Raw genomic sequence first — 13,134 nt, 5'->3', positions numbered from 1 at the left:
GAAGGGAAAGCTGGTACCTTACGTTCGGGTACCAGCTTTTTTTGCGTAATCAAGATTCTTTATGGTTCCGAACATTGGAAGCAAAAAACTCGTATTCGTCAAATTCTTCCCCGCGCTTCTTTTTATAAGGGGTCAGCATTTTATCCAGCTCAACAAATAACTCGCGCGCTTCATCTTCGCTCATATACAAGGTGGTATTGGTCAACATGGACGTCGCTTCGCCATCCTGGCTCATATTTTTAAAGAAACGGTCTCGATTCTGGTCGAACAGCTCGGATAATAATTTGTTCGTTTCGGATCGAATCAATTCCTTGATGACCGGCTCGTCGGAATCCGCCCCACGCTTGATCTTTACCGTACCGACAAAAGGCTCGTAATATTTAGCGATAATTCCGTTGATCTCTTTCGTCGATACGATCTTGACCAGGCCGATCCGCTCCAGCTTCTTCATATGATAATGAACCTTCGCAGGCACATCCCCGATCTTGTCCGCGACCTCCTTTACGGTTGCCGGACGATCCATCTTGTTTAATACATTCAAAATCTGGAGCCGATAGGGATCTGAATATATTTTGATCTCTTCCAGTGTAGTCAATTCCTTCGTTTCCACACCGTACACCTCAGCTTCACGTTAATTTTTCACCTTTTCATTATAGGCCGAGAATGTCGAAATTACAAAAACGGCGATGGGTTCAGATGGCACGGAAACTCTTCTTTCGAATCAGGAACAGCACGGGCACCAGCATGACGAATCCCATCAACGAGAAGAGCGCGGGAGGGGATTGATGCTCTGCCACAACGCCCGTTATCAGGCTTCCGACAGGAATTGCAGCCGTGCACACTACCGTCATCAGGGCGCCAATTCTGCCCAGCATATGCCGCGGCGTTACTTCCATCAGATACGTCGAGATCGGGGCATTCAGCATGGAGACGGCAAAACCGGCAACAAACATGCAGACCGCCGCGGACTCCACGCGCCACGCCGGGAGATGTCCTGGAATCCCTAATGCAAAATATCCGATCCCGAGCATGATCGATCCTGACATGATCAAGGTGCTCTTTTTGAAACTTTTGCCGTAGCGACCAATCCATAGCCCGCTGCAAATCATACCGATCAGAAGCGCCGTTCCCATTACGCTCAGACCTCCCGCTCCGGCACCCAATGTCTCCTTGACGTAGACCGGCTGCAGCACGTTCAACGGTGCCAAGCAGAAATTATTGATCATCGCCAGAACCGTCGTGATGAGAAGCAGCGAATGCTGCTTCACAAACAGAAGCGCCTCTTTGATGTCGCCGAGCACCGTTCTGTTCTTCTCAGGCACCGGTCCAGGGAATTCGGACTTGTCTTCGGCCTGTTCGGCCGCTTCCGGATTCGGCATGAATGCAATAATAACCGCGGCAATTAGAAACGTCACGGCATCGATCAGGATCGTTCCCGAGATTCCGATCAAGGCGATCAGGGCTCCGGCAATGGACAGACCGATTAATTCAGCGCTGCGGCTAACGGATGTGGAGAAAGAATTGCCCGCGAGCAGCTGTTCCTTGGGGAGCAGCCGGGGAACGATGGAGGTTTCGGCGGGTCTGGAGAAACATTCGAGCGTTGAATTCAGGAACGTGAAGACAAACAGATGCCAGACTTGAAGAGAACCGATCGCATACAGAAAGGCCGTCAGAGACACCACGATGCCGCGGCTGAGGTAGGTTAAGGCGAGGACTCTTTTCTTAGGCCAGCGGTCTACAAAGGTTCCCGTAAACAAACTGAAAAGCAATCCCGGCAGAAAGTTAAAAGCGAACAAGGTCCCCATTAACAGCTCTGAGCCTGTGAGCATATAAACCATCCAGCTGTAAGCGATGGAATCCAAGGAATCCCCTAATCGGGTAATGGCTTGAGCAGATAAATAAATCAGGTACGGGCGGATTTTCAACAGTTGGCCAAAGCCTTGTTTTTCCAAAACGGCGGCATTTTGCATGTTTCTTTCTCCTCTTCGTTATGAAATGTTTTCATTAAACTTTTTTGCTCGTTAAAATTATGATTACGTTAAATATTTTTTAACGTTAAGTTTATTTTAATGATTTTGAAGAGGAATGCAATAGGCAAAAAAAATAAATCGCCATGTTGGCGATTTAAGGTCTAACGTTTATATTTGATAGCGCAGCTTTATTTAATTTCCACCCGTGATGAAGATCTCGCAGCTTGAATGCATGCTTCGATGGCTCTGATATTGCTGATGGCATCTTCCGGACCGTATGGCAATGGCGCGCCATCCATCACGGCAGCAGCCATGGCATCCGCTTGCAGGGCAAAATGGTTGTATATCCCCACTTTCTCCTCGCGGGTTCCCTTGGCCGTATGAACGAATATCTGGGCCATATCCTCCATTCTCTCCCAGCCGAAGGCGGAGGGCAGCTCAATCCTGCCGTCGGTTCCTGCAATCTCTAACGAGCATCTGGAGTATGTCCACATTCCGCAGTCGAATGTCAGGCCCAGTCCATTGTCAAATTCCATCATTCCATGGACCATCATGTCCACGCCGTCATGCTCCTCGGAGAAAAAAGCGTGGGCCGTCACGGCTTTAGGCTCCTGTCCGTATATCATTCTCGCCGCCGAGATGGGATAACATCCCACGTCGTAGATCGAACCTCCGCCCATGTCCTTGCTGTAGCGGACATTGCTTTTATCCTCCGCATTGTTGAAGGTGAACGACCCGTGTATTCCGCGAAGCTGGCCGATTTCGCCGCTTTCGATGATTTCGCGTACGCGCGCGTGCTTCGGATGGTAGCGGTACATGAAGGCTTCGGCGAACAGCACGTTGTGTGCTTGGGCTGCCTCAGCCATCTCACGGACATCCGTTTCCGTCAGGGCCGCCGGTTTCTCGCACAGGACATGCTTTCCAGCCTCAGCGGCCTTGATGGTCCAAGGTTTATGCAGGTGATTCGGCAACGGAATATACACCGCATCAATGTCGGGATCCGCCAGAAGCTCATCGTAAGAACCATAGTATGTTTTAATATGGTATCGTTCCGCGAGCTCCCTGGCTTTATCGGCATTGCGGCTTGCGACGGCCCCAACCTCACAGCGTTCCGATTTCAATATGCCGGGTATCATTGAATTTCTTGCAATTCGAGCGGTACTCATAATCCCAAAGCGCAGTTTCTTGCTCACGAGGTCATTCCTCCTTTGGCTGCATTCCGGATCGATATTTAGTAATTGTCGTTTACGGCTTTATGAAGGATCCCCAAGCATCGATCCAAATCGGTCTTAACCTGTTTTTTATAGAGTTTGGCCTTCTCGGCACCTTCGTCCGTAAAATGATAAAGTACGATTTCCTGGAAATCGACCCGCGGATCGTTTCCTTTCAGCTGTTTGGTACGGTATAGAACACCCTCCTGCACCAATTCATGCAGCGCACGATAGATTTCGCTTTGCGGCGGCGAATATCCATGGCTCTTGAATTCCTGCCGAAGTTCTTCGAGCATCTGATATCCATATCCGCGCTGCTGCTCCACCATGGTAATAAGATATACCTTGATAAAAGCGCGCTGCGCGATCATAAATGCCATTCGGACGCCTCCTCCTTCACGAGCTACTTGTCCCATAATATACCTTATTATAACCCACAGTTTCCCAGTTTGCACAATAGGAAGCATCCTTCTCTTTTTAAACCAAGAAGGCGTGGATTGAAACGTTGGCAGGTGATGGTCGCAAGGGAATGAGGCAGGGAGCGCATGTTTTTCCTATTGTGAATTTTTCATATGTTGCAATTGTATAATGTTTAGTTTTTCAACTGTTGTTGGTTCGGTCGTTTGGTCGTTTGGGTCTTAGGAACGATGGCGCGAGCCCACGAAAAAGCCCACCCTAAAGGGTGGGCTTCATTTTATTTTCACATGCCGGTGGTTGTCCCGGCGGATGGATGCGATTTGCCGTATGGCCGAATAGAGCGAGGGTTCCGTGCACCCGCGATGCCGACGAGCCATTTTCCGAACGGCAGCTTTGCAAGCAGGCGCGTTGCGGCGTACGCTATCGCCACGCTGATGATCCATGAAGAGAGGATCCTCACCAGAGATGGCATGCCGATCAGCAGATACTCATCGACTGCATAGCTTATCCGGAGCGTTAATAAATGCATCAGGTAAGCTCCGTACGAATAGACTCCAATGGAGGTCAGGAGCGCATTCGTCCGCGCTCCGGCATGCCGGGTAATCCAGCCGGCCGTATCGTACATGACCATGATGGAGCTAATCAGGAAAAGCGCCATCATCGGCCGCAGCAGCGACAAGGAATAGAACGTGATCGCTCCATCCTCCGCTGAACGGATTTCATTCACGGCCTGCATGAGCATCCAGCCGAACGTAAATGCAAAGACCAGCCATATGGCCGGCCGGGCCTTCCTGAGCCATTTTATCCAAGTGGCATGATATAAGCCGGCTGCTGCCCCAAGCGCAAAATAGAAGAAATAATAAAGTGCATTCCGATCCGCATAGGTTGTGAACAGCTCGCTCCACACCGGTATGCTCAAACTTCCCATCCAATGTCCGATATCGTTGATAACTCCCGTTAAGCCCACGTACAGCAGCCCGGAAAGAACCAGTATCGTAAGCTGCGTCCGTATGCCGCATCGTTCCTTGATTCCCAGTATAGCGGATCTGAAGAGTGGATACAGCAAATAAAATTGGAACAGCATAATAATATACCAAAAATGCGAGCTGGCTTTTCCGGTTAACCATACTTCCCCAAGATATTTCCAGTCCCCGATCAATGCGGGATTAAACTTATGATTGATTAATAACGTGATCAGGGTCCATACCGCAAAAGGAACATAAATGTCGCCGAATCGTCTCTTGATGAACCTGCCGTAATGTAAACGGCCTTTATCATTATAAAACAGCACCATGCCGGTAATAAAAATAAAGACGGGCACAGCGAATTTCGTCGCCATCAGGAGGAAGCCCATCATCAAGCCATCGTTTGCCGTCATCCCCGGCGCTACCGAATAATGCGCGATGGAGTGCTGCAAAACCACAGCCAGGAAGGCCATTCCTCGGAGGCGCTCGATTTCCGGAATTCTTTGTCTGGACATACTGCTCCCCCTTCATGCTGGCTTCGTATAATCAACCTCATTGTAAGGGACTTCTCCCTTGACGGGCTAATCCAATTATTTACTGGGGCATGACGGCTGGCTCCATACCTAGCATTCATCCGTATGATTATGTATATATTGAAAACTTCTATCGGCGTGCGTTCACGGAAGACTTACCGCGGGTAGCGACCTCATGGCTAAACGAATATCTCCATGGCACAAATGAGGAAGTGTTGCTTTCTGACCACAAAAAAAACCGGTTCCGAATCGGAACCGGTTCAAGCGCCTTTACAGCAGCGTAGTTCCTCGAGGAGGCAATGTGTCGACCCGGTCTGGATCAACCGCACCGTATCGCCCCTCGTTTCTGTAATCGTAATCGCGGAAAATATCGTAAATGCCGGTATTCTCTTGATCGGCATCAACCAGGACGAGAATCCGTCCCTGCTCGACATAGGACTCATATTCCTTCGCCTCATCTTCCGGGATGCCAAGGCCGATAAAACCTCCGACCAACCCGCCGGCTCCCGCACCGACTGCTGCGCCTGTAAGCGTCGCTGCTATCGGTCCGGCCGCAAGAATCGGGCCGATGCCGGGAATGGCGAGGGCTCCCAGTCCAGCCAGCAATCCTGCCGTGCCTCCAAGTATGCCGCCTGTTGCTGCACCCGCAGCTACTCCTTCGGGAGCCATCGTTCCCGTCTGCTCGGCTATCATGTCCGCCTCGCGTTTATCCTTCGCTATAATGGAAATGGCATCGTTCGGAATTCCGTGCCGCTGCAGCTGCTCTATGGCTTGAGCGGCCTCCTGTTCCGAACGAAATACCCCAACAACTTTCTTCTCCATGATAAACCCTCCTCATCGGTGGTCGTTCATATTTAACATTACCCGACGGGAGGGGAAATTAAACGTGGCGCTGCCTTGTTATGCCTTGGGTCTGGTCCGATTTGTTGCGATCGCCTCCAGCGGATCATCAGGCCAATAATGCTTAGGATATCTACCCTTAAGATCCTTTTTCACCTCGTAATACCCGTTTGCCCAAAAGCTCGACAGATCGGAGGTAACCTGGACCGGTCTCTGCGCAGGCGACAACAAATGTAAGGTCAGCGCAACGCGCCCGCCGGCAATTCGCGGCGTGTCCCGCATCCCGAACATCTCCTGCAGACGAACGGCCAGAAACGGCTGTTCAGGATTGCTGTAGTTGATCGGGATCTGCGATCCGCTCGGCACCTTGATATGCGTCGGCGCTTCTTTCTGAAGCTGCTGCTTCTGCTCCCAGCTGAGCATATGCTCCAAGAGCGTTCCGGGTGCCAGTCGCCTGATATCATTGCGATTCCGCAGCCCGTCCAAATAAGGAAGCAGCCACGCTTCCGCGCGATCCAGCAATCCTTCGTCCGATACATCCGGCCAATCCCCTTCGGCTTCGTGCCGGAACATAAAGGCCATCCGTTCTCTCAGCTGCACGGCCGCCTTGCTCCACTGAAATAAGCCAAGGCCCTCCTGCCTGATCCCTTGCAGCAAGGCGCGCGCTATTTCCTCCCCTGTCGGATTGGGATAGGCTTGTTCCTTGACAACGATGGCTCCCAGCTTCAGCTTCTGCCTGGCCCTGATGCTGCCGGAAGCTGTATCCCATGCGACTTCTTTCTGCTGTTCCATCTCGTCAAGATAATACTGCTCAAGCCAGGCTTCATCCATTTCGGAAGCCAGCTGGATATTCCCGTCTGCACCTTGATCATCTACGGCTGCGGCCACAATGTACCGGGCACGGCTCATAGGCTGAACCGCAGCCAGCTTCACGCCCCTGCCGCTGCGCATGAGAAACCCGCTGCTTCCCCTGTTCTTCGCGATCCGATCCGGATAGGCAAACGACAGCAGCAGGCCGCAGAGATTCAAGTCACCGTCAGCTGCATATTCGATATTCAGCTGGGCTTGGAGCTTCCGAATCTCTTGTTTCATCCGCTGCAGCACGGCTTCGTTCGCCGTGTCCTGCTGGGCGGATCGCTGTCCATGCTGTTCAAACAAGAGAAGCCGTTCCACGCGCGAACGCAAATCCTGGTCCCGAAGCGCTTCGCTTCGGCTCAGTATATCGCGCTCCTGAAGCAGAACGGCGATTCGGATGGCTAGCGGGGCCTCGCCGATTTCCTGTGCCTTCAGCAGCATGTGAGCCAGCCTCGGATGAACTCCAAGCAGCGCCATCTCACGGCCGTGCCGGGTGATGCTGCCCGCATCATCCAGAGCCGATAGCTGCTTCAATAACGCTTGACCTTGCGTATAGGCCAGCCGAGGCGGCGCGTCAAGCCAAGCGAGCTGCTCCGGATCACGCGCACCCCATACGGCCAATTCCAAGGCCAGCGGCGCAAGATCGGATTCGCGGATCGCCGGAATGGTACTCTCCGGCAGATGGCGGTGCTCTTCCTCACTCCACAAGCGATAACACACGCCGGCCGAGACGCGGCCTGCCCTGCCCCTTCTCTGATCGGCGGACGCTCTGGACAGCCGCCTCGTGATCAATTGCGGCAGTCCCGTTCTCGGGGAGAATACCTCTGTTCGCATATAACCGCAGTCCACGACGGTTTTGATCCCCTGAATGGTAATGCTGCTCTCCGCGATGCTTGTGGACAGAACAATTTTACGCCTTCCGTTCACATCGCGTTTTATGGCTTCATCCTGCTTCTCCGCTGAAAGCGCGCTGTATAATTCACGAACGACGACTTCTGCGCTTAAGCCCGATCTTAATAATTCATTCGCGGTCCGCCTGATTTCACGAGCACCTGGCAAAAATACGAGTATGTCGCCTTCCTGTTCGGAGAGCGCGCGCGTAATGGCGTTAGCCGCACCTTTATGTATCTCATCCAGTGGGAACGAGCGCAGATAGCGAGTCGTTACCGGAAAAGCACGCCCTTCGCTGACGATGACCGGTGCGTCTCCAAGGAGCTTTGCAACCGGCTCGGCCTCAAGGGTAGCGGACATGACCAGCAGCCTTAAATCCTCCCGCAGCACCGCTTGGGATTCCATCGCAAAAGCCAGTCCGGCATCGGCCTGCAAATTCCGCTCATGAAATTCGTCGAATATAATCATGCCGATGCCGGTCAATTCCGGATCATCCTGCAGCATCCGCGTCAAAATGCCTTCCGTGACGACCTCGATCCGGGTGTCCCGTCCGATCTTGCTGTCCATCCGGACCCGGTACCCGATCGTTTCTCCTATCGCTTCTCCCAATGAGGACGCCATAAATCCAGCCGCTGAGCGGGCCGCGATCCTTCTGGGCTCCAGCATGATGATCCGTTTGCCGGCAAGCCAAGGTTCATTCAGAAAAGCAAGCGGCACTTGCGTCGTCTTCCCTGCACCCGGTTCGGCGATCAACACGGCATGAGTTCCTGTTGATAAAGCCTTTTTCAATTGCGGTAATACTCGGTGAATCGGTAGTTCAGTCATGGATATCTCTCCGTCATCCTATCGAATATCAATATAATCCCTTAATTATATTAAACAGCCGATTTACGTCAAGTAGGCCATTGGCTGGCGAGAATCGATGCATATGCGCTACAATATGAATATCATTCCCATGGAAACATCAAGATTCAATTAGTCGGAAGGTGAAATGTATGGAGCAGCAAGCCACATTTCGCGGCCGCTTTGCCCCTACGCCATCAGGTAAGATGCATATCGGCAATGCTTTGACCGCTTTGCTTGGATGGCTGCAAATGAGGAGTATGAACGGTCAATATATACTCCGAATCGAAGATATCGATGTGCAGCGTTCCCGCCAAGAGCTCGCAGACGAGATCATGAGAGATCTGGAATGGCTCGGATTGGATTGGGATGAAGGCCCCGGCGTTGGCGGAGCCTGCGGGCCGTATCATCAGGCTGCTCGCCACGCGTTGTACGAACGGGAAATCGACAAATTGAAGGAATCCAGTATGTTGTACCCCTGCTATTGCAGCCGGGCGGATATAACGGCAGCAGCCAGCGCACCGCATGGCATTGCATCGGAGGGCTTTCGCTATCCGGGAACCTGCCGAGAGCTGACCCGGGAGGAAGCTGCCCTGAAAGAGCTTCATAAGAAACCTTCGCTGCGCATGAAGGTGCCGCACAGAATCGTTTCCTTTGTTGACGGCATTGCCGGAGTGCAGCGCTACCGGCTATCCGACGGCGGAGATTTTGTCGTGAGGAGAGCCGACGATATCATTTCGTATCAGCTCGCGGTGGTGGTGGATGACGCGCTAATGGGCATAACCCATGTGCTCCGTGGAGCTGATCTTCTGGACTCCACCCCTCGTCAGCTGCTATTGTATGAAGCGCTGTCCTATCAGCCGCCGCAGTTTGCGCACACACCGCTGATGGTGGATGCGGAGGGCAAACGGCTGGCCAAGAGAACCCGCGGGCTCAGCCTCTCCTTTCTGCGCGGCCAGGGCATCGGGCCGGAACGCTTAACTGGCTGGCTGGCATGGACAGCCGGGCTCCTGGACCACCCGGAAGCAGTAACTCCTGCGGAATTGATCCCTGTTTTTGATTTATCGAAAGTTTCTTCATACCCCATAAAAATTACGGATCCTGTCAAAAACCGGCTGTTCGAGCTTTAACTTTAGCGAAAAACAATCAGCGCCAGCCCTTTCATTCTCAAGGCGAGAAGAAAGACTGGCGCTGTTATGTTATTCCTTACCGGTCAATCGTTCCCTGACCTTGGACTCATACTGCGTAAACGCGCTGTTACCGCTTAGCCCCCGCTGTTCCAGCAGCAACTGCAGCCTAAGGTGCTTTTCGTTCAGCTTGCGTTTGAGCTGCTCCTGCTCGCCTTCGTTTCGGGTAGCGCCGAGCAAATCATAGAGCTGGACGCATTCCTTCCGAAGCGTGACTTCTTCAGGAACGTAACCCGCGTTTTTCATGATGCGGTAGGACATCCTCAAATCTTCCGGGATGTGCGAAAGATCGTCGATCGGGAGTTTTTTGCCGGCAAGAGGCAGGTTATCGAATTCTCCGTTGCGGATCGCTTCCTCGATCTTCTGCTCAGCCAATCTGGAAAAGATGCTCATGTAAGTCCAGCCTCCTCCTGTTCCTTCGTCCTCTCATCATAAATCAGCTCGCGGGATATTCCAAGTTCTAAATGTAGGGGATCACACGCAGGTACATCCGATCCCTTACAACATTTCGACATTACAACAGCGATTCCGCTCCATCTATGAAGATCTGCGCCCCTGTAATATGTCTCGATTGGTCGGAAGCGAGGAACGCCACCAAATCGGCGACCTCTTCCGGCGTCCCCGGTCCGTCTGCCAGCGGCTGACTTCCTTCCGGATATTCAACCGGTATCACGATTTCCTCCAAATCCCCTTGCTTCTTCGTGCTTTGGTCGATGTTGGTGGATATCGCGCCGGGACAAATCACATTGACTCTGATCTTGAATTGAGCCAGCTCCAGCGCAGCCATCTTCGCAAAAGCGACCTGTCCCGCTTTGGTTGTGCTGTAGGCGCTCATGCCAAAGTTGGAGAAGGTTCGAGTGCCATTGACGGAGCTCGTAATGATGATGCTGCCCTGCCCCCTCTTCTTGAGATGCGGAATTGCATATTTGACCGTCAGGAACGTCCCGTTCAAATTTACGTTCAGCGTCTTGGCCCATTCCTCCAGCTTCATTTCATCGATCGGCGTCATGACGCCGTTGATCCCTGCATTGGCAAATACAATATCGACGCCGCCAAATATCTCCACCGTTTCAAGGACTGCCTTTTCCACCCGGTCGGGATCGGTTGTATCCACGTCGAATGCTCTGGCCGCCCCTTCGCGGATGGAGTTGATCTCCGATTCCGCTTGATGGGTCCGGTCATCCAACAGATCGAATAAGGCCACATTCGCGCCTTCCTTTGCCAGCTGAATGGCAGCCGCCTTTCCGATGCCTGATCCGGCACCGGTAATGATCGCCGTTCTCCCATGAAAACGTCCGTGTCCTTCATTCATGTCCAACACGCTCCTTTTGTCGTTATCCGTTATGCGTTCATCTGTCACAAGATTACCCAAAAGGAGTTGTTTTATAATCATGATTTCTAATTTTTTGCAAGATCCGGTTGGACTTACACGTCCGTGCGCGAAAAGATATAGGCTGAGAGCTGATATGAAGCGAAAACCACCAGGCAGGATATGCCGAGTCCATACCAAAGATAATCGGTTTGCAGGCCATCCGACCACAGCGTATTGATAGCCATCGTAATCGCGAACAACACCGCTACCAGCACCAGCTTCAGCGTTTGTCCGCCCTTGGGTCCCAGCCAATAATAGAGAGGATAGTACACGGCTATAAACAGGATCAAGGAAATGCCGGACACAATATTTTGATAAAGAACAGCGCCTTCTCCATCCCCGCCTAACCAGATATAAGCGATTTGGACCAGGAAACCCGCCAATAACCCGATCAACATAAACAAGAGGGAAGAGACATACTTGCTCAACACAATCTCCCGGCGCGGTATCGGCAAGCTCATGGAATATTTATGGAACGGATGCAAATCGGTATTCGATATGACGATGATCATCATCCCGGCCACCATATAACCTAGGATGCCGACGGCATTGCCAAACGAAAACAACGCCAGCCAGATCGCAAAGAGCCAAGCATATTTACGGATGACCATCCAATCCTTATGAATGAGGGGAACGATATGACTCATGAACAGCGTCTCCTTTCGAAGTGTAATACATAATTTCCTCCAGGGCAGGCCGCTCGTATAACACGCTGTCTCCGAACAGCTTGTGCGCGGATTCCCGGTTTGCCGAGAGAGCCTCGAACCCGTACGGCGTTTCCTTGAGGCCGGTAAACTGCTTGCGGACATCCGCGTCCAGCAGGTCGCTGCTGCCTTTGACAATGACATATTTGTCGATAATTTCATCCTTGCCGTTACTGAACACGATGCGTCCCCGGTGAATAAAGGTGATGTAATCCGCGATTCGATCCAGATCATCCGTATTATGCGTCGAGAATAGGATCGTCCGGGTCTCATCCTGTATAAAATCGCTCAGCAATTGCAGCAGCTCTCTGCGAAATACCGGGTCAAGACCCGCTGTCGGCTCATCCAAAATCAATATTCGCGGATCATGGGCCATGGCCATCGCAATGGAAAACTTCATTTTCATGCCTTTCGAGCAATCCTTTAGTTTCTTTCTGCCGGGAAGCTCGAACATCCGCATGAGCTGATCCATTCTGGTGCTGTTCCAGCGTTTATAAAAAGGGGACGTCATCCGGATAATTTGATTCAGCGTTAAATACTCATAAAAAATATTCTCGTCCGAAACAAAACCGATCTCTTCCTTATAACTTGCATCGTCCGAGCGAAGCCGCCGGCCATTCACGACGATCTGGCCTGAATCCGGGACAATCATCCCCATGATGGAGCGGATGAGCGTGCTCTTGCCGGCTCCGTTGGGGCCGATCAATCCGGTAATGTATCCCTTAGGGATAAGAAGGGAAATGTCGTTCAGCGCAAACGACGGATATTTCTTGCTCAGATGGTTGATTTGCATTGCAGGTTGATCCTGATCCTCTATTCCGTCTACATGCTTCATTCGGATTCCTCCTTGTTTATTGTATGGATCATCTCAATCAATTCCTCGGTCTCTATAGGAATGCTCCGGCATTCTTCGAGAATGTCCCTGATTTTATCCTCGATCAGGCGCAGGCGCTGCTCCCGAATCATATCCTGATTGCCTCCCGATACGAAGGAGCCTCTGCCCACCATCGACTCGATCAAGCCCACGGCTTCCAGCTCGCTGTATGCCCGCTTCGTCGTAATAACGCTGATTCCCAAATCCTTGGCTAGCTGCCGGATGGAAGGAAGCGGCTCGCCCGGCTTCATCTCTCCGCGCATGATGCTCTGCCGGATCTGTCTTTCAATTTGCAAGTAAATCGGCTCGCCGCTGGAATGGGATAGAATAATCTGAATCATCGCAATAATTTTTCACCGCCTTTTTAGTGCCTGATATTAGGATTTTGTATGTTGATGATGTGTATATAAAGTATTCATTGTATATATACAATATACACATTTAATAATGCCCCGTCAATTCCGTTTATCTT

At 51.8% G+C, this 13,134-nt stretch carries 13 protein-coding genes; 1 reads left to right on the top strand and 12 read right to left on the bottom strand.

The features are described 5' to 3' along the window. Positions 1-49: 49 nt before the first annotated feature. From JNUCC32_RS05670 to hrpB, 7 genes are all read right to left on the bottom strand, one after another. Positions 50-610, bottom strand: coding sequence for a winged helix-turn-helix domain-containing protein (locus JNUCC32_RS05670; protein WP_096774444.1), 561 nt, complete (start codon positions 608-610; stop codon positions 50-52). A gap of 82 nt (positions 611-692) precedes the next feature. Beyond that, on the bottom strand, positions 693-1,970 hold the full coding sequence (locus JNUCC32_RS05665; RefSeq protein WP_192571327.1) for an MFS transporter: 1,278 nt from the start codon (positions 1,968-1,970) through the stop codon (positions 693-695). 188 nt (positions 1,971-2,158) lie between these two features. Further along, positions 2,159-3,163, bottom strand: coding sequence for a Gfo/Idh/MocA family protein (locus tag JNUCC32_RS05660; RefSeq protein WP_192571326.1), 1,005 nt, complete (start codon positions 3,161-3,163; stop codon positions 2,159-2,161). Positions 3,164-3,201: 38 nt separating this feature from the next. Beyond that, a complete protein-coding gene (locus JNUCC32_RS05655) occupies positions 3,202-3,561 on the bottom strand; it encodes a replication termination protein (protein ID WP_009590710.1) in 360 nt (119 codons plus the stop codon). Between the two features lie 320 nt (positions 3,562-3,881). Next, positions 3,882-5,078 carry an acyltransferase gene (locus JNUCC32_RS05650; RefSeq protein WP_192571325.1) on the bottom strand — a complete coding sequence of 399 codons (1,197 nt, stop codon included), beginning with the start codon at positions 5,076-5,078 and terminating at the stop codon, positions 3,882-3,884. A 288-nt stretch (positions 5,079-5,366) separates the two neighbouring features. Continuing rightward, entirely contained in the window at positions 5,367-5,918 is a 552-nt protein-coding gene (locus JNUCC32_RS05645) for a general stress protein (RefSeq protein WP_096774448.1), read from the bottom strand. A 78-nt stretch (positions 5,919-5,996) separates the two neighbouring features. Beyond that, a complete protein-coding gene (gene hrpB, locus JNUCC32_RS05640) occupies positions 5,997-8,507 on the bottom strand; it encodes an ATP-dependent helicase HrpB (protein ID WP_192571324.1) in 2,511 nt (836 codons plus the stop codon). A gap of 170 nt (positions 8,508-8,677) precedes the next feature. On the opposite strand from hrpB, the gene gluQRS reads away from it, so the two are divergent. Beyond that, on the top strand, positions 8,678-9,655 hold the full coding sequence (gene gluQRS, locus JNUCC32_RS05635; protein ID WP_192571323.1) for a tRNA glutamyl-Q(34) synthetase GluQRS: 978 nt from the start codon (positions 8,678-8,680) through the stop codon (positions 9,653-9,655). Positions 9,656-9,724: 69 nt separating this feature from the next. Here the strand turns inward: gluQRS and JNUCC32_RS05630 are convergent, their stop codons facing one another. From JNUCC32_RS05630 to JNUCC32_RS05610, 5 genes are all read right to left on the bottom strand, one after another. Then, a complete protein-coding gene (locus JNUCC32_RS05630) occupies positions 9,725-10,105 on the bottom strand; it encodes a DnaJ family domain-containing protein (RefSeq protein WP_009590658.1) in 381 nt (126 codons plus the stop codon). Between the two features lie 121 nt (positions 10,106-10,226). Beyond that, entirely contained in the window at positions 10,227-11,024 is a 798-nt protein-coding gene (locus tag JNUCC32_RS05625; protein WP_009590728.1) for an SDR family oxidoreductase, read from the bottom strand. 113 nt (positions 11,025-11,137) lie between these two features. Further along, positions 11,138-11,731, bottom strand: a complete 594-nt coding sequence (locus tag JNUCC32_RS05620) for an ABC-2 transporter permease (RefSeq protein WP_192571322.1) — start codon at positions 11,729-11,731, stop codon at positions 11,138-11,140. Continuing rightward, positions 11,703-12,623, bottom strand: a complete 921-nt coding sequence (locus JNUCC32_RS05615) for an ABC transporter ATP-binding protein (protein WP_192571321.1) — start codon at positions 12,621-12,623, stop codon at positions 11,703-11,705. Before JNUCC32_RS05615 ends, JNUCC32_RS05620 begins: the two co-directional genes overlap by 29 nt. Then, on the bottom strand, positions 12,620-13,003 hold the full coding sequence (locus JNUCC32_RS05610; RefSeq protein WP_192571320.1) for a GntR family transcriptional regulator: 384 nt from the start codon (positions 13,001-13,003) through the stop codon (positions 12,620-12,622). Before JNUCC32_RS05610 ends, JNUCC32_RS05615 begins: the two co-directional genes overlap by 4 nt. Positions 13,004-13,134 lie beyond the last annotated feature (131 nt).

Origin of the sequence: Paenibacillus sp. JNUCC32, from assembly GCF_014863545.1 — a bacterium.
Taxonomy (GTDB): domain Bacteria; phylum Bacillota; class Bacilli; order Paenibacillales; family Paenibacillaceae; genus Paenibacillus_AQ; species Paenibacillus_AQ lautus_A.
The sequence above is the reverse complement of the archived record's forward strand: the minus strand, read 5'-3'. Positions and strand labels throughout refer to the sequence as shown.